General features: G+C 65.3%; 26 protein-coding genes. 16 read left to right on the top strand and 10 right to left on the bottom strand.

Translation table 11 applies throughout. The features are described 5' to 3' along the window. Positions 1 to 4: 4 nt before the first annotated feature. From MUU55_RS07570 to MUU55_RS07560, 3 genes are read left to right on the top strand one after another with little or no spacing between them, the layout of a single operon-like run. Positions 5 to 1,492 (top strand): class I adenylate-forming enzyme family protein, encoded by a 1,488-nt coding sequence (locus MUU55_RS07570; protein WP_244760168.1) that lies wholly within the window; start codon positions 5 to 7, stop codon positions 1,490 to 1,492. Next, on the top strand, positions 1,476 to 2,663 hold the full coding sequence (locus tag MUU55_RS07565; RefSeq protein ID WP_244760892.1) for a thiolase family protein: 1,188 nt from the start codon (positions 1,476 to 1,478) through the stop codon (positions 2,661 to 2,663). The genes MUU55_RS07570 and MUU55_RS07565 overlap by 17 nt, the downstream gene beginning before the upstream one ends. Then, positions 2,660 to 3,055, top strand: a complete 396-nt coding sequence (locus MUU55_RS07560) for a GFA family protein (protein WP_244760167.1) — start codon at positions 2,660 to 2,662, stop codon at positions 3,053 to 3,055. Before MUU55_RS07565 ends, MUU55_RS07560 begins: the two co-directional genes overlap by 4 nt. On the opposite strand, the gene MUU55_RS07555 is transcribed toward MUU55_RS07560, so the two are convergent. Next, positions 3,041 to 3,442 (bottom strand): acyl-CoA thioesterase, encoded by a 402-nt coding sequence (locus MUU55_RS07555; protein ID WP_244760166.1) that lies wholly within the window; start codon positions 3,440 to 3,442, stop codon positions 3,041 to 3,043. The two genes, MUU55_RS07560 and MUU55_RS07555, sit on opposite strands and share 15 nt — an antisense overlap. A 22-nt stretch (positions 3,443 to 3,464) precedes the next feature. Here MUU55_RS07555 and MUU55_RS07550 point away from each other — a divergent pair, with 22 nt between their 5' ends. From MUU55_RS07550 to MUU55_RS07540, 3 genes are all read left to right on the top strand, one after another. Beyond that, positions 3,465 to 4,415, top strand: a complete 951-nt coding sequence (locus MUU55_RS07550; protein WP_342346049.1) for a zinc-dependent alcohol dehydrogenase family protein — start codon at positions 3,465 to 3,467, stop codon at positions 4,413 to 4,415. Between the two features lie 70 nt (positions 4,416 to 4,485). After that, the gene (locus tag MUU55_RS07545; protein WP_244760164.1) at positions 4,486 to 5,412 is read left to right on the top strand and encodes a histone deacetylase family protein; all 927 of its coding nucleotides are present in this window, start codon (positions 4,486 to 4,488) and stop codon (positions 5,410 to 5,412) included. A gap of 2 nt (positions 5,413 to 5,414) precedes the next feature. Beyond that, positions 5,415 to 5,675, top strand: coding sequence for an exodeoxyribonuclease VII small subunit (locus MUU55_RS07540; protein WP_244760163.1), 261 nt, complete (start codon positions 5,415 to 5,417; stop codon positions 5,673 to 5,675). 3 nt (positions 5,676 to 5,678) lie between these two features. On the opposite strand, the gene MUU55_RS07535 is transcribed toward MUU55_RS07540, so the two are convergent. After that, positions 5,679 to 6,065, bottom strand: coding sequence for an ester cyclase (locus tag MUU55_RS07535; protein WP_244760162.1), 387 nt, complete (start codon positions 6,063 to 6,065; stop codon positions 5,679 to 5,681). A 152-nt stretch (positions 6,066 to 6,217) separates the two neighbouring features. Between MUU55_RS07535 and MUU55_RS07530 the strand changes: the two genes are divergently transcribed. From MUU55_RS07530 to dxs, 7 genes are all read left to right on the top strand, one after another. After that, complete coding sequence (locus MUU55_RS07530; protein ID WP_244760161.1) at positions 6,218 to 7,141, top strand: pirin family protein; 924 nt, start codon at positions 6,218 to 6,220, stop codon at positions 7,139 to 7,141. Positions 7,142 to 7,443: 302 nt separating this feature from the next. Further along, positions 7,444 to 7,767, top strand: a complete 324-nt coding sequence (locus MUU55_RS07525) for an ArsR/SmtB family transcription factor (RefSeq protein WP_117368742.1) — start codon at positions 7,444 to 7,446, stop codon at positions 7,765 to 7,767. Then, complete coding sequence (locus MUU55_RS07520; protein WP_244760160.1) at positions 7,764 to 8,192, top strand: SRPBCC family protein; 429 nt, start codon at positions 7,764 to 7,766, stop codon at positions 8,190 to 8,192. Before MUU55_RS07525 ends, MUU55_RS07520 begins: the two co-directional genes overlap by 4 nt. 12 nt (positions 8,193 to 8,204) lie before the next feature. Then, positions 8,205 to 8,411, top strand: a complete 207-nt coding sequence (locus MUU55_RS07515) for a hypothetical protein (protein ID WP_244760159.1) — start codon at positions 8,205 to 8,207, stop codon at positions 8,409 to 8,411. A 9-nt stretch (positions 8,412 to 8,420) separates the two neighbouring features. Further along, positions 8,421 to 8,831 carry a DUF1801 domain-containing protein gene (locus MUU55_RS07510; protein ID WP_244760158.1) on the top strand — a complete coding sequence of 137 codons (411 nt, stop codon included), beginning with the start codon at positions 8,421 to 8,423 and terminating at the stop codon, positions 8,829 to 8,831. A gap of 13 nt (positions 8,832 to 8,844) precedes the next feature. Continuing rightward, complete coding sequence (locus tag MUU55_RS07505; RefSeq protein WP_244760157.1) at positions 8,845 to 9,243, top strand: DUF1801 domain-containing protein; 399 nt, start codon at positions 8,845 to 8,847, stop codon at positions 9,241 to 9,243. 223 nt (positions 9,244 to 9,466) lie between these two features. After that, on the top strand, positions 9,467 to 11,392 hold the full coding sequence (gene dxs / locus MUU55_RS07500) for a 1-deoxy-D-xylulose-5-phosphate synthase (protein WP_244760156.1): 1,926 nt from the start codon (positions 9,467 to 9,469) through the stop codon (positions 11,390 to 11,392). A gap of 9 nt (positions 11,393 to 11,401) precedes the next feature. Here the strand turns inward: dxs and MUU55_RS07495 are convergent, their stop codons facing one another. From MUU55_RS07495 to MUU55_RS07485, 3 genes are read right to left on the bottom strand one after another with little or no spacing between them, the layout of a single operon-like run. Further along, a complete protein-coding gene (locus tag MUU55_RS07495) occupies positions 11,402 to 11,911 on the bottom strand; it encodes a Clp protease N-terminal domain-containing protein (RefSeq protein ID WP_244760155.1) in 510 nt (169 codons plus the stop codon). A 9-nt stretch (positions 11,912 to 11,920) separates the two neighbouring features. Beyond that, on the bottom strand, positions 11,921 to 12,142 hold the full coding sequence (locus MUU55_RS07490; protein WP_244760154.1) for a hypothetical protein: 222 nt from the start codon (positions 12,140 to 12,142) through the stop codon (positions 11,921 to 11,923). 55 nt (positions 12,143 to 12,197) lie between these two features. Beyond that, the gene (locus MUU55_RS07485) at positions 12,198 to 13,220 is read right to left on the bottom strand and encodes a DUF4424 domain-containing protein (protein WP_244760153.1); all 1,023 of its coding nucleotides are present in this window, start codon (positions 13,218 to 13,220) and stop codon (positions 12,198 to 12,200) included. A 192-nt stretch (positions 13,221 to 13,412) separates the two neighbouring features. Here MUU55_RS07485 and MUU55_RS07480 point away from each other — a divergent pair, with 192 nt between their 5' ends. After that, positions 13,413 to 13,685 carry a hypothetical protein gene (locus MUU55_RS07480; RefSeq protein WP_244760152.1) on the top strand — a complete coding sequence of 91 codons (273 nt, stop codon included), beginning with the start codon at positions 13,413 to 13,415 and terminating at the stop codon, positions 13,683 to 13,685. A 69-nt stretch (positions 13,686 to 13,754) separates the two neighbouring features. On the opposite strand, the gene MUU55_RS07475 is transcribed toward MUU55_RS07480, so the two are convergent. After that, on the bottom strand, positions 13,755 to 15,941 hold the full coding sequence (locus MUU55_RS07475) for a methyl-accepting chemotaxis protein (RefSeq protein ID WP_244760151.1): 2,187 nt from the start codon (positions 15,939 to 15,941) through the stop codon (positions 13,755 to 13,757). Between the two features lie 250 nt (positions 15,942 to 16,191). Between MUU55_RS07475 and MUU55_RS07470 the strand changes: the two genes are divergently transcribed. Beyond that, the gene (locus MUU55_RS07470) at positions 16,192 to 16,944 is read left to right on the top strand and encodes a TlyA family RNA methyltransferase (protein ID WP_244760150.1); all 753 of its coding nucleotides are present in this window, start codon (positions 16,192 to 16,194) and stop codon (positions 16,942 to 16,944) included. Further along, on the top strand, positions 16,941 to 18,194 hold the full coding sequence (locus tag MUU55_RS07465; protein ID WP_244760149.1) for a class I SAM-dependent RNA methyltransferase: 1,254 nt from the start codon (positions 16,941 to 16,943) through the stop codon (positions 18,192 to 18,194). Before MUU55_RS07470 ends, MUU55_RS07465 begins: the two co-directional genes overlap by 4 nt. Before the next feature lie 16 nt (positions 18,195 to 18,210). Here MUU55_RS07465 and MUU55_RS07460 read toward each other — a convergent pair whose 3' ends face one another. From MUU55_RS07460 to MUU55_RS07445, 4 genes are all read right to left on the bottom strand, one after another. After that, positions 18,211 to 18,969: an SDR family oxidoreductase gene (locus tag MUU55_RS07460; protein ID WP_244760148.1), complete on the bottom strand. Its 759-nt coding sequence runs from the start codon at positions 18,967 to 18,969 to the stop codon at positions 18,211 to 18,213. Positions 18,970 to 19,091: 122 nt separating this feature from the next. Beyond that, positions 19,092 to 21,185 (bottom strand): methyl-accepting chemotaxis protein McpU, encoded by a 2,094-nt coding sequence (gene mcpU / locus MUU55_RS07455; RefSeq protein WP_244760147.1) that lies wholly within the window; start codon positions 21,183 to 21,185, stop codon positions 19,092 to 19,094. Between the two features lie 188 nt (positions 21,186 to 21,373). Next, entirely contained in the window at positions 21,374 to 22,129 is a 756-nt protein-coding gene (locus MUU55_RS07450; protein ID WP_244760146.1) for a crotonase/enoyl-CoA hydratase family protein, read from the bottom strand. Between the two features lie 11 nt (positions 22,130 to 22,140). Beyond that, on the bottom strand, positions 22,141 to 23,913 hold the full coding sequence (locus MUU55_RS07445; protein WP_244760145.1) for an acyl-CoA dehydrogenase family protein: 1,773 nt from the start codon (positions 23,911 to 23,913) through the stop codon (positions 22,141 to 22,143). Between the last annotated feature and the right edge of the window lie 85 nt (positions 23,914 to 23,998).

Genomic DNA, 23,998 nt, shown 5'->3' with positions numbered 1-23,998 from the left:
GCCGATGCCGCTTTCCGGCGCCCTCGAACGGCACGCCGCCCAAAACCCTGAAAACCCGGCCGTCCAGATGGAAGGCCGGGTTTTGTCCTATGGCGCGCTTGTGGCCACGGCCCGGCGTCTCCACGCCACGTTTTCCGCGATGGCGTCGGACGGCCGGAGCAGTATCGGCCCGGAAAGCGGGCTGATCGCGATCATTGCCGGCAACCATGCGCTGTTCCCCGCCGCCTTCGCCGCCGCGACATCGGGCCAGATGTGCGCTGCGCTCATCGATCCGCATTTGCCTGAAGCCACCCGGCAGCGGCTGCTCGACAAGATCGATCCCGACCTCATCGTCACGGCCGAAGGCGACGCGCTGCGCGTCATCGATCCCAGACGAGGTGTTGCCGAAATCATCGCGGAGCAAGCCGAAGCGACCGATCCGGCCTTGACCGAGGGGCTGGCGGATGCACCGTTCCTCATCGTCTTCACCTCAGGCACGACGGCCGATCCCAAACCGATCATCCGCGACCGCAGGTCCTGGCGCATCAGCCTCGCCACCGGGGCGACGTTCTTCGGCATTACGGCGCAGACCAGCACCTATGCCCCCGGCCCCCTCGCCCACGGGCTGGCGCTCTATGCCATGACGGAGTGCCTGCTGGCCGGCGCCGCCTTCCATTCCACCCGGCATTTTGACGCGCACGCCGCACAGGAGGCGATCCGGCAGCACGCGGTGCAGCGCCTCGTTCTGGTGCCGACCATGCTGCGCAGACTCTGCGAGGGTGCGCAGCTCAACGATGTCGCCGCTATCACCGTGGCAGGTGCGAAGCTCACGGCGAGCGACCACGCGCTCTGTGGCAGCCATTTCCCCGGCGCGGCACTCAGGGAATATTACGGCGCCTCGGAACTCGGCTTCATCACTGTCACGGCGCCCAGCGACGCGGCCTCGTCCACGGCCGTCGGCAAGGCCTTTCCCGGGGTTGCGATCTCAGTGCTCGACGCGGCTGGCCATCCCCTGCCCACGGGTGAGACCGGCACCGTCTTCGTCGAAAGCCCGCTCATCGCCACCGGTTATCTCGGCGCCGGCGACGGTGCGGGGCTGGCGCGATTCGGCGCGCTGGCGACGGTCGGCGATCTCGGCTTCCTGGAGGCGGACGGCACGCTGCATCTGCTCGGGCGCGCCGGTGGCATGGTTCTGTCGGGCGGCAACAACATCTACCCCTCCGAGGTCGAGGCGGCGCTGCAAAGCCTGCCCTTCGTGCGCGCCGCCCATGTTTTCGGCCGCGACCATGCCGATCTCGGCAGCGAACTGGTGGCGGTGATCGAGCCCGCAGCACCAGGCTTGACGGCCGAGGCACTCACCACGGCGCTGGCGGATCTCCTGCCGCGCTACAAGCAGCCGCGCCGGCTCTGGCTCTGCGCGAAAATGCCGACCACCCCTTCGGGCAAGGTGGCGGCGAAAACCGTGCGGCAATGGGTGGCGGAGGAGAGCGATGTCCTTGAACCGCTCCGCTGATCCCGAACGCATTCCCGTCATCGCCGCGGCCTTCCGTACGCCGATCGGCCGGGTCAACGGCACGCTCTCGGCCATCGAGCCGGCAAGCCTTGCCGCGCCGCTTCTCCGCCGCATCCTCCAAGACACCGGCCTTGCCGCCGAAGATGTCGATGATGTGCTGCTCGGCAATGCCGCCAACAGCGCCGGCAACCTGGCGCGGCTCGCGGCGCTGGAGGCGGGGCTCCCCGTTTCCGTGCCCGGAATGACCATCGACCGGCAATGCGGCTCGGGACTGGAAGCGATCGCGCTTGCCGCCCGGCTGGTGACGGCAGGCGCCGGGCGCATCTATCTTGCCGGCGGCACCGAGAGCAGCAGCCGCGCCCATTTGCGCTTCCGCCCGCCGCTCACACCCGACGGCGCGCCGGAACCGGTGCGCCGCGCCCGCATGGCGCCCGATGCCATTGGCGACCCCGACATGGGCATCGCCGCCGAGAACGTCGCCCGCCATGCCGGCATCCGCCGCGCACGGCAGGATGCTTTTGCGCTGGAAAGCCATCGCCGCGCGGTGGCCGCTGAGAAGGCCGGGCGCTTTACCGGCGAGATCGTGCCGCTCGAGACGTCCAACGGCCGCGTCTCGCAGGACGAATGCCCGCGCGAAAACACTTCGTTGGAAAAGCTTGCGGCGCTGAAGCCGGTCTTCTGCCCGGATGGGACCGTGACGGCGGGCAATGCCTGCCCGGTCAATGACGGTGCCGCCGTCGTGCTGGTGACCTCGCTGGCGGAAGCCCGTCGGCGTGGCCTGACGATGCTCCTGGAATTCATAGACAGCGCCACGGTCGGCGTCGATCCGAACCTGCTCGGCCTCGGCCCCGTTCCGGCGATGGAAAAGCTTGTCGCGCGCAATCCGGGTCTCGATGCCGCGGCCATCCCCTATATCGAGTTCAACGAGGCCTTCGCCGCCCAGGTGCTCGCCAGTCTCGATGCGCTCGGCATCGATCACGCGATCGTCAACCGCGAGGGTGGTGCGCTTGCGCTCGGCCATCCCTACGGTGCCTCCGGTGCCATCCTCGTCACGCGGCTCTTCGCGCAGATGCGGGCGGCGGATGCGGGAACCGAGGCGCTTGCCATGATGGGCATCGGCGGCGGCATGGGCATTGCGACTTTGTTTCGCAAGCTGGGGGGAACAGGATGAGCGAAAAGATCTATACCGGCGGCTGCCTCTGCGGCGCCGTTCGTTTCGAGGCGACGGGGCCGGCGGAAAAGCCGCATACCTGCTCCTGCCGCTTCTGCCAGCAGCACACCGGCGCACCGACCGCCGCCTGGGTGGAATTTCCCACGGAGCGCGTGCAATGGACCGGCACGGGTGCAAAACCCTCGACCTGGCGCTCGTCGGATTATTCCAGCCGCGCCTTCTGCCTGGCCTGCGGCAGCTCCATCGGTGCCATCGACGACGAGCCGGTCGTGGCCTTGCTGATCGGCGGCTTCGACGAGCCCACCGATCCGGCCTTCAAGCCGCAATACCATTCCTTCGAGGATTGCCGGCCGGGCTGGCTCAGCGTCGAGACCGCCTCAGGCGAGGAATGATTTCAGCCAGTCGCGGATCGGCTGCGGCACGTTGACGGGCTGGCGGGTTGCGGGATCGACGGCGACCCAGACGATCTCCAGATCCGCCACCGCTGCGCCATCGCAGGCGATCGCCACGGCGAAGCTGAGCGAGGTCGCGCCGATGCGCGTGACCGAGACCTTGGAACAGGCAATGTCATCCAGCCGCAGGCCCTTGTGGAAGGTGCAGCCGGATTTGCGCACGAAATAGACGGGATCGTTTTGCCCGACCGGCCGGTGGCGCCACAGCCCGGCGACGGCCGCTTCCGCATGGGCATAGTAGGCGGCATTGTGCATATGGCCGTGCATGTCTATATCGCGAAACGGTATCCTGACTTCGCTGACCGTGATGTCTGCCGCCTGTTCCACGTCTTAATCCCGGGGTCGATTTATGCTTCGTGCCGTTGTTAGAGCCTTCGGCGACCCCCGGCAAGTGATCGGGCTGGAGGAGGCGGAGCGCATGGCCCCCGGTCCCGGCGAGGTGGAGATCCGCATCCGCCGCGCCGCGATCAACCCCTCCGACCTCATACCCGTCACCGGCGCCTATCGCAGCCGCACCACCCTGCCCTTCGTGCCCGGTTTCGAGGGCGTCGGCGAAATCACCCGCCTTGGCGAGGGCGTGGACGATCTTGCCATCGGCCAGCGCGTGCTGCCAATCGGCGCAAGCGGGCTCTGGCAGGAATATCTGGTGCGCTCGGCCGCGTGGTGTTTCGCCGTACCGGATGATCTCACCGACGATCAGGCTGCCATGGCCTATGTCAATCCGCTCACGGCCTTCCGGCTGGTCGATGCAGTCAAAACGCATTTCGGCCTGGCTGCGGGCCAGCGCGTCGGCGTAACGGCAGCAGCGTCGGCCATCGGCAGGATGCTGCTCACGCTTCTGGCTGAGGCCGGTTTCCATCCCGTCGCTCTGGTCCGCAGCGCCGCGACGGCCGAACGGCTGGCCAAGAGCTTTTCCGTCGAAATCGTCATCGCCAATGCTCCGTCGCTCGATGCCGTCCTTGATGCCGTCGGCGGCGAGGCGGGCAATGGGCTTTTCCGCGCCATCCGCCGCGGTGGCGCTTTCATCCAATATGGCGCGCTTTCGGGCTCGCAGCTCGATCCGGCGCTCGTCACTGCCCGCCGTGAGGATGTCGCCTTCTCCTTCCTCTGGCTGCGCAACTGGGTGCATTCCGCCCCGCGCGCAGAGATCGCCGCCGCATTCGAGCGCAGCTTCGCCCGCATCCGTGCGGGGTATCTCGCCTCCACCATCGATACGGTTTTTGCCCTCTCCGACCTGCCCGCAGCACTAGCCCGGCAGGGCGACCCGGCCCGCACCGGAAAACTGCTGCTTGCACCGTGACTGTTGAAAAGACGGTGCCGCTGGCCCATTTCCCGTGGACCTCGCCAATTGCAATGGATAGCTTCCGGCCATGACGACGTGTCTCCTAGAGAACCCGATCTTCCTCGAGCATCACACGCCGGAGGGCCACCCGGAGCGGTCCGACCGTATCCGCGCGATTAATCTCGCGCTGGAACACGAGCGCTTTCTCCCGCTGAAACGCGAGAAGGCGCCGCAGGCCAACGAGGATTTCGTGCTGCTCGCCCATCCGGAAAGCCATCTGCGCGCCGTGATGTCGGCGATCCCTGAAGAGGGCATCGAACAGGTCGAATCCGACACCTATGCCAGCCCTGCCAGCTTTCAGGCGGCCCTGACCGGCATCGGCGGGGCGCTGGCCGCCGTGGATGCGGTCTTCACCGGCAAGGCAGACAATGCCTTCGTGCTCGCCCGCCCGCCCGGCCACCATGCCGAGCGCGACAGGGCGATGGGCTTCTGTTTCTTCAACAATGCCGCCATCGCCGCGCGTCACGCCCAGAAGGCTCATGGCGCCGAGCGCGTCGCCATCGTCGACTGGGACGTGCACCACGGCAACGGTACGCAGGACATCTTTTACGACGACCCGTCCGTGCTGTTCTGCTCGACGCACCAGATGCCGCTCTATCCCGGCTCCGGCGCCAAGACCGAGACGGGGGCGGGCAACATCGTCAACGCACCGCTCTCGGCCAATGACGGCAGTGACCATTTTCGCGAGGCGTTCAAGTCCCGCGTCCTGCCGCGTGTCGCGGACTTCAAGCCCGACGTCATCATCATCTCAGCCGGCTTCGATGCGCATCACCGCGATCCGCTGGCGCAGATCAATCTCGTCGCCGACGATTTCGACTGGGCGACGGCCAAGCTGATGGAACTTTCCGAAAAATCGGCAGACAACCGGGTGGTCAGCCTGCTGGAAGGCGGCTACGACCTTCAGGGCCTGGCCGAATCCGCCGCCACCCATATCTACCGCCTGATGAGAGGCTGACCATGACCAATTCCACTGCCGCCCCTGCTCCAGACGTTTCCGCCCTCTCCTTCGAACAGGCTGTCGAGGAACTGGAAAAGATCGTTGCCGCGCTGGAACGCGGCGACGTGCCGCTCGACCGCTCCATCGAGATCTACGAGCGCGGCGAGGCCCTGAAGAAACATTGCGAAACGCTGCTCTCCGCCGCCGAAAACCGCATCGAAAAAATCCGCCTCGACCGCGCGGGCAAGCCGCAGGGCACGGAGCCGCTCGACGGGGCGTGAGGCTCAGAGCTGCGCGGCAATCGCCGCCTTGTCGATGACCGACCAGACATTGCGGATGCGTGCATCCTCGAATTCGTAGAAGACGTTTTCGGTGAACGACACCCTGCGGCCATTGACCGGCAGGCCGAAAAGTTCGCCTAAGGGCGTGCAGTCGAACAGCAGGCGGCTTGCCACGCGCGGCGGCTCGATCACCAGGAAATCGATGGCGAAATGCAGGTCCGGGATGGCGCGAAAATCGCCCTCCAGCATGGTGCGATAGCCGGAAAGGCCGATGCGCGTGCCGTTGTAATGCACCTCCTCGTGGACGAAGCTGCCGAGGCTGGCCCAATCCTGCCTGTTGAGGCAGGCGATATAGCCACGGTAGAGTGCTGCCAGTTCCTGTCCGGTCATTGTCGTCTCCCTGCTCTCGGCGAATATGGCGCGGATCACGGCAAAGGCCAGAGGCGGAAAAGATTGACCACACCGTCAACATCAGCCGCCCTATCCACACCCCAGCCTGCCCGCTAGCATGCACCCAACAAACCCAATCACAGGAGGGCGCAATGAGCTTCTTTCCCGGAAAAGACCCCGAGGCCGGCGATGCGGCGGCGTGCGATGCGCTCGAGCATCTGATCATTCCGCGCACCAGCGATATCGGCGGGCTGGAGGTGCGGCGTGCGCTGCCGACGGCGAAGCGCCGGCTGGTCGGGCCGTTCATCTTCTTCGACCGCATGGGGCCGGCGCTGCTGCGCGCCGGCGAGGCCATCGACGTCAAGCCGCATCCGCATATCGGGCTTTCCACCGTCACCTATCTGTTCGACGGCGAGATCAAGCACCGCGACAGCCTCGGCACCGAAATGGTCATCGCGCCCGGCGACATCAACCTGATGACGGCGGGGCGCGGCATCGTGCATTCGGAGCGCTCGCCGGAAAACCTGCGCGGCAAACCGCAGTCGATTTCCGGGCTGCAGACATGGCTTGCGCTGCCCGACAGCCATGAGGAAATGGCGCCGGTCTTTTCGCACACGACGAAAGCCGAGCTTCCCGCCTTCTCGGCTGATGGCATTACCGGGCGCACGATCATCGGCAAGTACGAGGGCCATGCCTCGCCGGTCAGCGTGCCCACGGATACGCTCTATACCGACCTGATGCTTGCACCGGGCGCTGCTGCACCGCTGGCGGCGGACTGGGAGGAGCGCGCGGTCTATGTGCTCTCAGGTACGCTGGATGTGGCGGGCGACGTCTTCGCCGCCGACCAGCTGCTCGTCTTCCGCGCCGGCGACGCCATCACGCTCAAGGCCGGGCCGGAGGGCTGTCACATCATGGTCTTCGGCGGCGCAGCACTTGGCTCCAAGCGCTATATCTGGTGGAACTTCGTCTCCTCCTCCAAGGAGCGCATCGAGCAGGCCAAGGAGGAATGGCGCACCGGCCGCTTCGACATCGTGCCGGGCGACGAGGAAGAATTCGTACCGCTTCCCGCCGGCTGATATATAGGCCTGCGGCTATTATTGAGACGACCCCGTATGCCCCGGTCATCTCCTGCCGCCCGCCTCTCCTCCGTCATCCTCGGGCTTGACCCGAATATCGACGCATCCGCACCCGTCCTGCCCATGACTTGGATCCTCGGCTCAAGGCCGAGGATGACGTTGAGAATGTGGACCGCTCACATCCCCACACCGCGACATCGCCATCTCAACAGCCGATTGCAAACCGGCAGCAGCAAACCCTCTTGACTAATTCATAGCCATTCAGCTATATAAAAATCCATAGCCAGCGAGGTATGGATCTAATGGCGGAAGCCCATGACATGCTGTTCCGCACGCTTGCGGATCCGACGCGGCGCGCGCTCTTCGAGCGTCTGTGCCGCGAGGGGGAAAAGACGGTGGGGGCGCTGACGGCGCAGGCCGGCGTTTCGCAGCCGGTCGTCTCCAAACATCTCGGCCTGCTCAAACAGGCCGGCCTCGTGCGCGATCGCCACGAGGGACGCCAGACGCATTACAGCGCGCAGCTTGGCGCACTCACCCCGCTGGTCGACTGGACCAGCCAGATGGCGCGGTTCTGGGAGCAGCGCTTCGACGATCTCGAAAATTTGCTGAGGAGAATGGATCAATGACCACCGCATCCGTGACGCGCTCCGTCATCGTCGAGCGCGACATCGCCCATCCGCCGGAAAAGCTCTGGCGTGCCCTGACGCAGCCGCACCTGATTTCGGAATGGCTGATGCGCAACGACGATTTCCAGCCCGTCGCCGGCCACGCCTTCCGGCTGAACGGCGATTGGGGCGGCGTCGATTGCGAGGTGCTGACGGTCGAGCCCGGCAAGGTACTGACCTATCGCTGGGATCATCCGCATGAGGACCCGGCCTTCAACCTCACGAGCGTGGTCAGCTTCACCCTGACCCCGACCGCGACGGGCACGCATCTGCGAATGGAGCAGACCGGCTTCCGGCCGGAACAGAAGCAGGCCTTCGGCGGCGCCCGCTATGGCTGGGAGGCGCATTTCACCAGCCTCGAGCGGGTTCTGGCAGAGCTGGAATAGGGAGACGCGGCAATGAACTGGAACCTCCTGATCCGCCAGGGTCACCGCTGGATTTCGATCCTCTTCACGCTCGCCGTGCTCGTCAACATCGCGGCGATGACGCAGGGCCAGCCGCCGCTCTGGATCGGCCTTTTGGCGCTGTTTCCGCTGATCCTCTTGCTGATCAGCGGTCTCTATCTCTTCGCCATGCCCTATATTGCCCGTGCACGACGCGGTTAGGAGGCAAGGATGAGCGACAAACCGGTACTGCTATCCGGCGGCAATCCGCAGATTGCGAAGGGGTATGGCGACGGGCCGGTCCAGGCCTATATCGCCACCATGCCCGGCTGGAAAAGCGACGTCGGCCGCAGGCTGGATGCGCTGGTCGAAGAGACCGTGCCCGGCGTGGCCAAGGCGGTGAAATGGAACTCGCCCTTCTATGGCAAGGAGGGCGACGGCTGGTTTCTCAGCTATCACTGTTTTGCGAAATACATAAAGCTGACCTTCTTTCGCGGCACCACGCTCGATCCGGTGCCGCCGGTCGCCTCGAAAACCGCGGAAACGCGCTATTTCCATATTCACGAAGGCGAGGACCTCGATGAAGCGCTGCTCTCCGGCTGGATCCGGCAGGCAGCATCCCTTCCCGGCGAACGCCTCTGACACGGGAGACACCATGAGCACGACTGAAACCGAATCCCCGTCGATGCTGATCGACAAACGCATAACCGAGCTCGCCGACTGGCGGGGCGCCATGCTGGCGCGGCTGCGGGCGGTGATCAAGCAGGCCGATCCCGAGGTGACCGAGGAATGGAAGTGGCGCGGCGTGCCGGTCTGGGAGCATGACGGCATTCTCTGCACCGGCGAGACCTACAAGACCGTGGTGAAGATGACCTTCGCCAAGGGCGCATCACTCGACGATCCCGCCGGTCTTTTCAACTCCAGCCTCGAGGGCAACACGCGCCGTGCCATCGATTTTCCGGAGGGGGCTGACGTCGACGAAGACGCGCTGAAGGCGCTGATCCGCGCCGCCGTCGCCCTGAATCAGGTCTCCCGCGCCAAGAAGAAGAAGTAGTCCCAAGCGGCTTTTGCAGGCGGTGACGTCCGCAAAATGCCTGATTTGCCCTGGAGAAGGCGGGGCTGCGTCGGATTGCGTGGTATCAATCCGGCGAAATACGCTCTAGACTTGCCGAAACGGTTGAAATCGCGCGCCGCATTCTGCATGTGACAGCGTAAAACCGTAACGTTCGGGCCGGGCTCCGCGAGGGGGCCTCAGCACACGGGCGACAAGACGAGGCATGAGAGTGACACAGACGCCAGCCACCCCCCTGCTCGACAAGGTCCGCATTCCCGCAGACCTGAAGGCCGTGGACGATCGTGACCTGCCGCAGCTCGCAAGCGAGCTGCGCGCGGAAATGATCGACGCCGTCTCGCGCACGGGCGGCCATCTCGGCGCCGGGCTTGGCGTGGTGGAACTCACCATTGCCATCCACAAGGTCTTCAACACGCCCGACGACCGGCTGATCTTCGACGTCGGCCATCAATGTTATCCGCACAAGATCCTGACCGGCCGGCGCGACCGTATCCGCACGCTGCGTCAGGAGGACGGCCTGTCCGGCTTCACCCGCCGCGCCGAGAGCGAATACGACCCCTTCGGTGCGGCCCATTCCTCGACCTCGATTTCCGCCGGCCTCGGCATGGCGGTCGCGGCCGATCTCTCGGGCGCAAACCGCAATGTCATCGCCATCATCGGCGACGGAGCCATGTCGGCCGGCATGGCCTATGAGGCACTGAACAATGCCGGTGCGCTCGATGCGCGCCTCATCGTCATCCTCAACGACAACGACATGTCGATTGCGCCGCCGACCGGCGCGATGAGCGCCTACCTCGCGCGTCTCGCCTCCGGCCGCACCTATATGGGCTTCCGCGAACTCGGCAAGAAGCTGACGGCCTATCTCGGCAAGAAGGTCGACCGGGCGATTACCCGCGCTGTCGAGCATGCGCGCGGTTACGTCACCGGCGGCACGCTGTTCGAGGAGATGGGTTTTTATCATATCGGCCCGATCGACGGTCATTCCTTCGAGCATTTGCTGCCCGTGCTGCGCAATGTGCGCGACAATTCGAAGGGTCCGGTGCTGATCCATGTCGTGACGCAGAAGGGCAAGGGCTATCCGCCGGCCGAAGCCGCCGCCGACAAATATCACGGCGTCAACACCTTCGACGTCATCACCGGCACGCAGGCCAAGGCCAAGCCGAATGCCCCGAGCTATACCTCGGTCTTCGGCGAGGCCCTGGTGCAGGAGGCCGGCTTCGACGACAAGATCGTCGGCGTCACCGCCGCCATGCCCAACGGCACCGGCATCGACAAGCTCGCCGCCGCCTATCCGATGCGCACCTTCGACGTGGGCATTGCCGAGCAGCATGCCGTGACCTTCGCCGCCGGCCTTGCCGCCGAGGGCTACAAGCCGTTCTGCGCGTTCTATTCCACTTTCCTGCAACGCGGCTACGACCAGGTGGTGCACGACGTCGCCATCCAGGGCCTGCCCGTACGCTTCCCCATCGACCGCGCCGGCTTCGTCGGCGCCGACGGGCCGACCCATGCCGGTTCCTTCGACACGACCTATCTCGCCACCCTGCCCGGTTTCGTGGTGATGGCGGCCGCCGACGAGGCGGAACTGAAGCATATGGTGCGCACCGCAGCCAGCTATGATGCCGGCCCGATCTCGTTCCGCTATCCGCGCGGCGAAGGTGTCGGCGTCGACATGCCCGCACGCGGTGAGATCCTGGAGATCGGCAAGGGCCGCGTCGTCAAGCAGGGCTCGAAGGTGGCGCTCTTGTCCTTCGGCACGCGCCTTGCGGATTGTCTGTTGGCCGCCGAGGACCTCGATGCGTCGGGCCTTTCCACGACGGTCGCCGATGCGCGTTTCGCAAAACCGCTCGACCACGATCTCATCCGCCAGCTTGCCCGTCATCACGAGGTGCTGATCACCATCGAGGAAGGCGCCGTCGGCGGCTTTGGCAGCCATGTGCTGCAGTTCCTCGCCATGGAAGGCCTGCTCGACCATGGGCTGAAGGTGCGTCCGCTGGTGCTGCCCGATATCTGGATGGAACAGGCCAAGCCCGAGGCGATGTACGCCAAGGCCGGACTGGACCGCGCCGGCATCGTCTCGACGGTGTTCAACGCGCTCGGCCAGAAGGCCGTCGGCGTGGGTGCGGCGGGCTAAGCGCCCGCCTCAACTGGCCTGCTTTTCACGGATGATATTAAGAGCCGCAGCTTGAAGGGCTGCGGCATCGATGCCCATGACCCGCAGCGCCCGCGCGGCGACGCCATGCGGCATGCCGGCGACGACATCAACGACATGCGCGCCGAGCAGCGGCCTGTGCCCCACCCTCTCCGCCGCCAACGCCTGCATGACCGCCTGTCCGGAGGGTGCTGCATCGTAGAGCTTTTGCTTCGGCGGCGCGGGCGCGGCAAAAACATCTGACAGCGTCGGGTCGAGACCAACCAGTTTCAATCCATCCGCATATTGCCGCTCGATGGCCGGACGCAGACCCGCAGAATCGGCGCCAATGGCCGCAAAAGCCCGCCGTGCCGTTCCATCCGGCAGATCGAAGGCGGCAAGCAGGAAATGTTCGGCACCGGCATCTCTCTGCCCGTCCTCCCGCGCATGGCGTTCGGCCCCCTCGCAAAGCGCCTTGATCGTGCCGATGTTTTGAAAACGCGCCTTGATGCTGCTGAACATGGACCGCTCCTAAGGGGTTTCATCGCCGGTCGGGACATCGGACAGGCGCTTGTGGGCGGCCTGCTTGGTGACGCCGAGGGCCTGCGCGATACGCACCCAGGACCAGCCCTGCCTGAGGGCCGAGCGAACCGCGCGCCGCTCCAGCCCGTCCGCAAGACGGCGGAGGGCAATGACAGCGGCAAAGCCGCTTTCCGGATCGTCGGGATCGGGCAAGGTGTTTAAATCGACCATGCGTCAACCATAGTTGACGACCACCTCTCCGTCAACCTTTGTTGACGACGTGGCCTTACTGCGCTCCGCTCGGCTTCAGCAGCAAAATATCGATCTCGTTCGTCGGCGTGAAATCCTTCGCCTTCATCTCGAAGGTCGTCGGGCCGATCTTCTTGATGCCCTCGCCGCAGAAGCTGACGAGGTTTTCCGCAGCCCCCTTGTCGATCGTCAGCGAAAAGTCCTTGATCGGGCCGCCCCAATTGGCGCCGGTCGAGAGGATGTAGGAAATCCAGGCCTCGAAGAGATAGGGTTTCCCCGCCTGCATGTCCTTTTCCGCCTGCTGGGCGCGGCGCACGATGTTGTCCTCGATGCAGTAGCGCTTGACGTAATCCTGATAGCGCTCGCCCTTCGGCTGGCCGTCCTCCAGAAAGGAAATGCCGACCGTGCCGCCGACGCTCGGCTTGTAGCGGTGCTGTACGGTCACTTCTTTGCCCGCCGGGAAGGTCGTGCGCCACCAGTAGACCGATTTCAGCGACCAGAGCGGTGTGCGGTAGTCCTTCATGCCCGTGCCGTCGTCGTCATAGGTATCGATGAAGATCAGGCCGCGCGCGATCCAGTCGGCGGCGACGTCATCGGGCAGCGTCTTCAGCGCCTCCTTGGCGGCCTTGGACATCGGCAGGAGCGGAATGTTCCGGGCTTTCAGGTCTTCCGTCACATCGATATCGGAGGCATAGGCGCGCTGCTGGAGGGTGACGGCCACCGCCTTGCCATCCTGCGCGGCGGTAAAGCCGAGATAGTTGTCCGTCTCGAAATCGTCGATCGCGATATTGGCATAGGGATCGCCGCCGATATCGGGCATCGGGAAAGCGACGAGGCCGGAAACGTCCTTGTCCGAGGTATTGGTGAAGACATAATCGACGCGGATTTCGCTCGGCGAAATGAACAGCGCCTCCTTCGTCATCTCCACCTCCGGCGTGCGCACGAAGGTGAGCCCGCCCGTCTTCAGCTCCGCCATCGTATCATTGGCAAAAGCTGGGGCAAAAACAGGCGCGGTCGAAAGCGCGAAAAGCAGCGGCAGGTGGCGAAGAGCGTTCTTCATGGAAATCCCCGATGGCGTATCGGTGCGATAACAGCCCAAATCGCCCGCCGCGGCAAGCACACGAAGGAGCCTCCTCACGCTTTCTCAACCATCCCGTTTTGCAACCGCGTAACCACATCCCTTGGCCGTTGCGAAACCTCCGGCTGCTAGTGTCCCTGCAACGAAAAGAAAGACCGGACAGGGATTTTCACCATGCGATACGCGCTGCTCGCGGCTCTTGCCGCCACGCTTTGTCATGCCTCGATCGCGGCCGCCGAAGAGCGGCCGGACCACGACCCGGCCATCGAGGCGGCGGCAATCGCCATCCTGCAGAAGAAATTACCTGAAATCCGCAAGTCGCACGACGTCCGCCAGGATCCCGTCATCGTGCGCGCGGGCCGGGACGACGAGAAACCGCAGGGCATATCCGCACTGATCGACCTCGATTCGGCTGCGGCTTTCCAAGGCCGCATCATCTGGCTGTGATCAGCCTTTCCGTGAAACGAAAACGCCCCGGCATGAACCGGGGCGTTTTCGTTGCTGATCGGCCTTCTCTCAGAACTCCGTCCATTCCTGCTTGAGCGCTGCATTGCCGTGCGAGGCGAGCGCTGATGGCCGCGAGGGCGTGCGTGCCGCCGTTTCCATCCTGCGGTGAACGGCCTTGAGGTCGCGCATGCCGCCGGAAACGCCCGGCAGCACGAAACGGGAGATCTGCTCGCGCAGCCGCACCGCCTCGTTGGCGAGCGATGCGCTGGCGGCGTTGGTCTCTTCCACCATCGCGGCGTTGCGCTGCGTTACCTGGTCCATCTGGTTGACGGCGGTATTGACCTCCGAAAGGCCGACGGACTGCTCGCGCGCCGAAATGGCGATCGCGTCCATATGCTGGTTGATCGTCGCGACATGCAAGCCGATCGCCTCCAGCGAGGCGCCGGTGTCCTGCACCAGCCGAACGCCGCCCTCGACCTCGGTCGTCGAATTGCGGATGAGATCCTTGATCTCGCGCGCCGCCTGGGCGGAACGCTGCGCCAGCTCCCGCACCTCCTGCGCCACCACGGCAAAGCCCTTGCCGGCCTCCCCGGCGCGTGCCGCTTCCACGCCGGCATTGAGCGCCAGCAGGTTGGTCTGGAAGGCGATCTCGTCGATGACCCCGATGATGTTGGAAATCTGGCCGGAGGAGTGTTCGATGCGCTTCATGGCTTCGATGGCGCCGGCGACGATCTCTCCAGATTTCTGCGCGCTGCGGTTGGCCTCGCCCGCCACGCCGCGCGCCTCCTCGGCCCGCTTGGTCGAGGAGGCGACATTGGCGGTGATTTCGTCGAGCGCGGCGGCCGTCTCCTCGAGCGAGGCGGCCTGCTGTTCGGTCCGTTTGGAAAGGTCGTCGGCACTGACGCTGATCTCACGTGATCCGTCATCGATGGAACCGCTCGACTGGGCAACGGCACCGAGCGTTTCGCCGAGCTGGGCGACCGCGGAGTTGAGATCGTGACGAAGCTGTTCGAAATCGGCAGCGAAGGGTTCGGTCAGCTGGAAGCTCAGATCGCCGGAGGCGAGGCGGCGAAGCCCGCCGGCCAAGCCGGAGGTCGCCTGCTGGAGGCGCGCCTGGGCGGCGGCTTCCGCCTCTTCCTGGAGCTGAATGCGCTCGGCTTCCGCACGGGCGCGGTTTTCCGCCGCTTCCGCTTCAAGGCGACGGTTGGCGATGGCCGCCTGTCGGAAGACCTCCACCGCGCCGGCCATCTCGCCGATCTCGTCGCGACGGCCGGCATAGGGAATAGCCGAAACCGTGTCGCCGGCGGCAAGCACGGTCATCGCCTTCGTCGTGGCGACGATGGGGCGCGAAATCGACCGACCGATCAGAAGAACCGTCGCGGCGATAGCGGCGATGGCGGCCAGGATCGCGACGATGGCCACCGTATGTGCGGTCTGCAGGGCGCTTGCGCTCTCCACCTCGGCCGTGGCCTTGTCGGCGGCAATACCGGCCGACATCTTGTCGAAGACCGGTTCGACGGCGGCAAAGGCATCGGATACACCCTGACGAGCGGCGGCTTCCGTCGCGGCGATCGCGGCATAGTCGTCAAAAGCCTTGCCATAGGCGTCGAGTGCCTCGAGGATTGTCGCCTGGTTTGCCGCGCCGCCGAATCTTTCAGCCGGTGTCCCGGCGAAGGCGGCACGTTCCTGCGCATGCTTGGCGACGTATTTCGCGTCGCGGCGCATGATGAAGTCCTTCTCGTGCCGGCGCATCGTAAGCATGCTTGCCTGCAGTCCCGTGTCGTCGACGGTGTTCAGCAGTTCCTCGATGGCATGCACCGCCGTGCGCATGGCGCCCTCCCGGCCGGAGGACGGATCGAGGCCGAGCGCGACGCTGGCTTCGGCAAGCGTCGCGAAGCTCTTCAGGTAGGCGGCATAGCCGTCCGAGATCGTCTGGAGATCGGCGCGGGTCGCTGGATTGTCGACGAGCGTGCCGAGCGTTGCAATCGACGCGTCGGCCTTTGCCGAAATCTCCTTGTGGGCGGCGACATATTTCTCGTCGCGCCGTAGGAGGAAATCCTTCTCCGCGCGCCGGTTCTGCAGGAACTCGATCTCCAGCCCGCGCAGGGCGTCGGCAGCGCTGCGATGCCGCTCCACCCGCGCGCCGTAGTCCTCGGCCGTGCGCTGTTCGACCTCAAAGATACCGACGATGAGCAGAATGCCCGCGACGGCAATCGGCGCCATCAGACCGATCCGGTGGGACAGACGTAGGGTCATAGATACTCCTTGCGCCCGTTTCCGGCGGGTCGCCCTTTCCTGAAAGTTTTTGGAAGTGCTCCGTCCGCACATGGAGCCAAACACCGGACACATCCCGGTTATCCTTAACGAACCGTGACTGTCATAATTTAAGGAACGGTGAATATGGCACCATGTTTCTTGGGGTATCCGACTGTTCCGGCATAACCATAGAGGGAGGTTTGCCGGCTGTGGGGCTTGCCACCCGCCGCGCGAGGCGTCATGAGAGGCAATGTCCCGACCTATCGAAACCATCCGCCTCGACCAGCTCCTGCTGAATGCCGGCCTCGTCGCCAGCCGTTCCCGGGCGCGCGACGCCATTTCGCGCGGCACCGTGCGCGTCAACGGCCGCACCGTCACCAAGCCGAGCTCCACCTTTCCCGCCAACGTCACGATCGAGATAGACGACCCTGCGCAGGCCTATGTTTCGCGCGCGGCGCTGAAGCTGAAGGCAGCGCTCGACGTGTTCGGTCTCGATCCCTCTGACCTGGACTGCCTAGATATCGGCGCGTCGACCGGCGGCTTCACGGATATCCTGCTGGAGCGCGGCGCGAACCATGTCATCGCCGTCGACGTCGGCCATGACCAGCTTCATCCCCGACTGCGGGAAGACGAGCGCATCACCAACTACGAGGGCCTGAATGCCCGCGTGCTCGACGAGGATCATCTTGAGGACCGCGAGATCGGCGCCGTCGTTTCCGACGTCTCGTTCATCTCGCTGAAACTCGCCTTGCCGCCGGCGCTGTCCATGGCGCAACCCGGCGCCTTCTGCGTGCTGCTCGTCAAGCCGCAATTCGAGGCCGGACGCGAGGCGATCAGCAAGGCAGGGCTCCTGAAAGATCCCGAAAGCGCGCCCGCGGTCGCCGCGGAACTGGAACGCTGGCTCGTGGAAGACATGGGCTGGACGAGCCTTGGCCTCATCCCCTCCCCGATTACCGGCGGTGACGGCAATGTCGAATTCCTGCTGGGAGGCCGCAAGCCATGAGCACGGAAATCCTCACCATCGCCCGTCTCGGCAGTGGCGGCGACGGCATCGCGGACACGCCCGGCGGCCCGGTCTACGTGCCTTTCACGCTTCCCGGCGAAACGGTGGCGGTCGCGCGGGTGAAAAACCACGGCACGGTCGTCTCCATGTCGTCGGCTTCGCCCGAACGGGTGGAGCCGCCCTGCGCGCATTTCGGCCCGGACGGCAGGAACGGCACCTGCGGCGGCTGCACGCTGCAACATGCCGGCGATGCGCTCTACCATGACTTCAAACGCAGCCTCGTCGTGCAGGCTCTGAAATCCAAGGGCCTGACACCCGAAGTCGCGCCCCTCGTCGTCGCCCGGCCGGGCGAGCGCCGCCGCGTCGTCTTCACCGCACGCAAGACGGAAAAGGGCATGCTCGTCGGCTTCAACCAGGCCGGCAGCCATCATATCGTCTCCATCGATCACTGTCCGATCTCGAGCGAGGGCATCCTCTCCCGGCTCGAGGCGATCCGCCGCGTCGCCGCCGCGATTGCGACCTCGGCGGAACCTTTCCGCGTGACGGTGCTGGAAACCCTAGCCGGGCTTGACCTCGCCTTCGAAGGTGTCAAGAAGGTCGGCGACAGGGAACGCCGCGCCGTTACCGAGACCGTGCTTGCCCTTCGTGCCGGCATCAACCGGGTTTCCAGCGACGGCGAAATCCTCATCGAGCCGCAGAAGCCCGAAATCGAGTTTTCCGGCTTGCGCGTCTCGCCACCTGCAGGCGGATTCACGCAGGCGACGAAGCCTGCCGAGGAGGCGATGGCGGAATTGGTGCTGACGGCGCTGGGCAAGGCCAAGCGCGTCGCCGACCTTTTTGCCGGTGCCGGAACCTTCGCGCTGCGGATCGCCCGCCAGGCCAAGGTGCATGCCGTCGAAGGCGACGAGAAGGCACTGAAGGCGCTGGACCATGCCGCCCGCAACACGCAGGGCCTCAAGCCCGTGTCGGTGGAGCGGCGCGATCTCTTCCGCCGCCCGTTGATGGCCTCCGAACTGAAAGCCTATGACGCCGTGGTCTTCGACCCGCCGCGCGCCGGCGCGGAGGACCAGTGCAAGGAACTCGCCCGTTCCGGCGTCAAGACCATCGTCGCCGTCTCCTGCAACCCGATCAGCCTTGCCCGCGACCTCGCCATCCTGACGGCCGCCGGCTATCGCATCCGCCTTGTCACGCCCATCGACCAGTTCTTGTGGTCGGCGCATGTGGAGGCGGTGGCGGTACTCGATAAGTAGGCGGCCGCAACCAGCTTCAGGATACCTGCGCGGGAAACACCCCGCCATCATCCGCATCCAGCACGATGGAGAGCGAGATATTGCGTGGGCGCGTGACAGCGAAGAGGACCGCCTCCACCACATCCCGGTTGGTGGCGCGCGCGCTCTTGGCTCGTCCGGGCGCCTCGCCCCATGCCAATTCACCCGGCTGGATGTCGTCCAGATCCGGCGGATGCAGGATGATCGAGCGGACCGGCGTTCCCGCCAGCATTTGCCTCAGCCCTTCCGCAATCGCCGCCTGACCTCGCTTGGCGGCGTAGAAGGGGACGGAAACGCCATCGAGTAGCCCGTTCGGCAGGCCGCTGACCGAACCAATGGTCACGATATCCGGGTTGGCGGAGCGCCGGAGAAGCGGCAGCAGACCCTGACTGAACAAGAATGTCCCCGTGACGGCGGAATTGATGACACCGAGGACCTCCTCGGCCGGATACGGCTCGTCGCGCGCCTCCAGCCACATCGCACCGTTATTGATCAAGAGGTCGATATGCTCGTGTGCATCGACGATCGCCTCGACCGCCCCGCGCACGCTTGCGCTCTCGGCCAGATCGACGGCGATGCAGACGGGACGGCGACCCGTTGCTTCCGCAATCCCGTCCGCCACTTTTTCAAGCGCCACGAGGCTGCGGCCGCACAGGATGATTTTGCACCCAGTCTCGGCCAGGGAGGTGGCGAGCGCCGCGCCCAACCCGCGGCCAGCGCCTGTGATGACGACCGTTCGCCCGTCCAATTCAACCATTCTTCGTATCCTCGTCTCTGCAATGTGCAACCAGCCTATATCCGCTAAGGCTGCGACCGAGAATGCCAAACAAAAAAGCCCGGTCAAAACTGACCGGGCTCTTCTTCAGGTAAAACGACCAATCAGGCCGCGCGGCGCGCCGGAATGGCAGCATAGGTTGCCCCACCCTGCCCGAGCCGGAACTGCGCCAGCAGCGCGTTGAGCGCTGCGGCTTCCGAAGCGAGGCCGTGGCTTGCGGCGGTCTGTTCTTCCACCATGGCGGCGTTCTGCTGCGTGCCCTGATCCATCGTGTTGACGGCCGTGTTGATCTCCTGGAGGCCGGTCGACTGTTCGCGGGCGGCGAGCACGATGGCGTTCACGTGGCCGTTGATTTCCTGGACCTCGCGCACGATGGCCTCAAGGGCCGCGCCGGTCTCGTCGACCAGCGACACGCCGGAGCGGACCTGCTCGCCGGACGTGGTAATCAGCGCCTTGATCTCCTTGGCCGCATTGGCCGAACGCTGGGCGAGTTCACGGACTTCCTGAGCCACGACGGCAAACCCCTTGCCGGCTTCACCGGCGCGCGCCGCTTCGACACCGGCATTCAGCGCCAGAAGATTGGTCTGGAAGGCGATGTCGTCGATGACGCCGATGATGTTGGAGATCTCGTGCGAGGACTTTTCGATGCCCTGCATGGCCGAGACAGCACGGCGCACGACCTCACCCGACTTTTCGGCACCGGTGCGGGTGCGCGAGACGAGCGAACCGACTTCCTCGGCGCGGCGGGTCGAATCCTTCACGGTGGTGGTGATCTCTTCGAGGGCTGCGGCGGTTTCCTCCACGGAGGCGGCCTGCTGTTCCGTGCGGCGGGCGAGATCGTCGGCGGCCGAGCGGATTTCGGTCGCGCCGGCATCAATGGCACGGGCATTCTGGCCAACCGTCGTCATCGCGGTGTGCAGCTTGGTGACGGAATGGTTGAAATCGTCGCGCAGGCGATCGAGATGGTCGGCAAAGGGCTTTTCAATGCGGTGCGCGAGATCGCCCTCGGCAAGGCGGCCGAGACCATCGGCCAGCGCGTCCACGGCATGCTGGATTTCGGCAGCGTCACGCGCCTTCACAGCCTCGCGCTCGCGGCGCTCGCTTTCGGAGAGCACGCGGCCTTCCTCGGCGGCGTTTTCCAGGCGCGCGCGCTCGATGGCATTGTCGCGGAACACGGCGACGGCGGCGGCCATCTGGCCGATCTCGTCGGTGCGGTCCTGACCAGGGATTTCCGTCCGTACGTCACCCGAGGCGAGCTTGTCCATCGCCGAGGTCATGTCCTTGACCGGACGCACGACGAGACGCGACAGCACGGTCGCCAGGAACCCCATCATCAGCACGACGGCGAGGATGGTGGCGATCGTCGCGGCGATGCGGAACTGGTCGATGGCCGCGAAAGCCATGCCGCTGTCGATGGTGAAGCCGAGATACCACTCCACCGACGGCAGGCCGGTCACAGGCACGAAGGAGACGAGCACCGGCTTGCCGGCATAGGTCGTGTGCATGACGCCGCCGCCGATGGCGGGTGTTGCTTCCGGGAAAGCCTCGGCCAGCGTCTTGGTGACAAGCGCCTTGTCCTGGTGCACGAGGATCTGGCCGTTCTTGTTGACGAGGAACGCGAAGCCCATGCCGCCGAGATCGACGGAATTGACCATGTCGACCAGCGACTTGAGCGAGAAGTCGCTGCCGGCGACGCCGAGCACCTTGCCGTCGTGCTTGACGGGCGTGGCCGCGCTGATGATCAACTCGTTGGTCGAGGCGTCCATATAGGGCTCCGTCAGCACGCTGCCGTTCGCCTTCACCGCATCCTGATACCAGGGGCGCTGGCGCGGATCGTAACCCTCGGGCATGGCAGACTGCGGCCACATGGTGAAGGAGCCGGCTTCGTCGCCGACATAGGTGGTCATGAACTGGCCGACCAGCACGTCGTTCTGCAGCACCGCCGTGATGCCCGCCGGATCCGTAGCCTTGCCGGCGGCATTCGCCGCCGTCTCCGTCAGCATCACACGGGCATTCAGCCAGTTGGCGATGCTTTGTGCGGCCTGCTTGCCGGAGCTGTCGATGCTCTCCTCGACGGAATTGGTCAGCACGCTGCGCTGCAGGCTATCGATGTAGAGGGAGAAACCGGTGAAGGCGGCGACGACGACGAGCGACGCGACGACCAGAATACGGGTCATCAGATTGGAGCGCTTGGACATGGGGCGCGATGTTCCCTGGGAGGCGCCCGCCGGCGAAGGGCGGAGCGTGATGCTGAACGGCATGCCGGGAAGGCGAAGAACGGGCGCATCATGCGGCCGCCGGCAAGGAACGCCGGAGAATGGCCGCACCGTAGGAAAACGTGTTTAAGGTCCTGTTAAAATTGACAGACCACAAATGACAAGCCGGATTACCTGCGCGCCATGAAAGCCTCGAACGCGGCGCGGGCTTCCGGGCTCTTCAGCTGGGCTGCGAAATGGCCGGCCTCCTCATCAATGCGCGAGGCGACGTCTACCCGGTCGCCCCGGATGAGATGACGGGCAATGGCGAGCGCCTTCGGCGGCTTTGCGGCCAGGCGCCCGGCGGCCGCAAGCGCCTGCTCCTCAACAGCGCCGGGCTCCACAACGGCATAGACGAGGCCGGCGTCGCGCGCGGCCGTCGCGGAAAAACCATCGCCGGCGGCGAGCAGCGCGAAGGCGCGCTGGTGGCCCATCAGGCGGGGCGCAAGCAGGCTGGAGGCGGCTTCCGGCACAAGCGCGAGATCCACGAAGGGCGTCCTGAACTCCGTACGGATCGACGCATAGGTCAGGTCGCAATGCAGGTGAATTGTCGTGCCGATGCCGATGGCCAGGCCATCGACGCCGGAGACCAGAGGCTTGCCATGCGCCGCAAGCGCATGCAGGAAATCGATCACTTCGCGGCCCATCGTGCCGCCCATGGCAAAGGCCATGAAATCGTTGAGGTCGTTGCCGGCGGAAAAGCAGCCCTCCGAACCGAGGAAGACGGTGGCGCGCACCGCCTCATCCGCATCGCCCCCCTTCAGCGCGTCCGTCATCGCCTGATACATGGCACGCGTGATGGCATTCTTCTTGTCCGCACGGTTGAGGCGGATCACCTGTACGCCGGGCGCGTTTTCGGGACGTTCGATCAGGATGTGGTCCGTCATGCTCTTTCCCCTCAACCGAGAACCGCGCGGGCAGCCGCAAGGCTTGCGGCACCGCTGGTGACACGATCGCGCAGGGCGGCCGTCTCCCCGATGATGTTTTCCGCCGCGAACCGGCAGAGTGCGGCGCGTTCGCCGCTACGACCGTCGCCGCCATCGGCGAGCGCGCCCTTGGCGAGATAGGCACCGGTCAGCACGAGGCCAAAAAGGCGCTGGTAGGGTGTTGCGCCGGCGAGCGCTTCGGCCTGCTTGCCATCAGCGAGGGTGGAGAGCAGCCATTCGGTGGCAGCTTCGAGGTCTGCGACACCGGCTTCGAGGCGATCGCCGGTTTCGCCGAGTTCCGGCGCGTTGGCCGCGCGAGCCTTGGCGGCGATGTCGCGTAATTCGGCGATGAAACCGCGGACGTGGCCGCCGTCGGACAAAGGCAGCTTGCGCGTCACGAGGTCGATGGCCTGGATGCCGTTCGTGCCCTCGTAGATCGGCGCGATGCGGGCATCGCGGTACAGGCGCGCGGCACCCGTCTCCTCGATGAACCCCATGCCGCCATGCACCTGCACGCCGAGCGAGGCGACATCGACGCCGGCATCCGTGGCAAAACTCTTGGCGATGGGCGTGAGGAGGCTGGCGCGGTCGGCCCAGTGTCTGGCATCCTCGCCATGCGCCATATCGACCGCGTGAGCACAGGCATAGGTGATGGCGCGCGCGCCCTGCGTCAGCACCTTCATGGTCAGGAGCATGCGCACAACATCGGGATGCTCGATGATCGGGCTCATGCCGGAGCCCTGCCAGCCGGGCGCCTTGCCCTGCGTGCGCTCCTTCGCATAGCCGATCGCCTTCTGCGTGGCGGCTTCGGCGATGGCCACGCCCTGCATGCCGACGGCGAGGCGGGCATTGTTCATCATGGTGAACATGCAGGCGAGGCCGCGGTTTTCCTCGCCGACCAGCCAGCCGATGGCGCCCGGCTCGTCGCCGAAGCGGCCATCGCCGTAGATCATGGTGCAGGTCGGCGAGCCGTGGATGCCGAGCTTGTGCTCGATGGAATGGCAGTGCGCATCGTTGCGGGGACCGAGCGAACCATCTGCATTGACGAGGAATTTCGGCACGAGGAACAGCGAGATGCCACGCGTGCCGGCCGGGGCATCCGGCAGACGGGCAAGCACCAGATGCACGATATTATCCGTAAAATCGTGTTCGCCGTAGGTGATGAAAATCTTCTGGCCGAAGAGGCGGTAGGTGCCGTCGTCACGGCGTTCGGCGCGCGTCTTCATGACGCCGAGATCGGAGCCCGCATGCGGCTCGGTGAGGTTCATCGAGCCCATCCATTCGCCCGACACCATTCTGGGCAGATAGGTTGTCTTGAGATGCTCGGAGCCGTGCGTGGTCAGCGCCTCGATAGCGCCGATGGTCAGCGTCGGACCGATGGCGAAGGCCATCGAGCCGCTGTTCCACATTTCGAGTGCGGCGACATGCAGCATGTGAGGAAGCCCCTGCCCGCCAAAATCTGGCGCGGCCGTCAGCGAGTTCCAGCCGCCTTCTGCCCAGGCCTTGTAAAGCGCGGGCCAGCCATCCGGCATCTTCACCGCGCCGTCGACGAAGCGCGCCCCCTGCCTGTCACCGATCTCGGCGAGCGGAGCCACCTCTTCGGTCGCAAAACGGCCGGCCTCGGAGAGAATGGCATCGACGAGGTCGTCCGTGAGGTTGCCGAGACGGCCATTGTCCAGGGCGCTTCCCAGCCCTGCCACATGCTTCAGCGTGAACGCAATCTCCTCGACCGGCGCCTTGTACATCACTATTCTCCTCCCGACCGCCTTCAGGACTCGAGCCCGACGGCACTATGCTCGACGCGAAGATTATTGATTTTTACGTAAACGT

The organism is Shinella curvata, from assembly GCF_022899935.1.
Classification (GTDB): Bacteria; Pseudomonadota; Alphaproteobacteria; order Rhizobiales; family Rhizobiaceae; genus Shinella; species Shinella curvata.
Note: the sequence above shows the minus strand (reverse complement) of the source record. Positions and strands in the feature narration are given on the sequence as shown.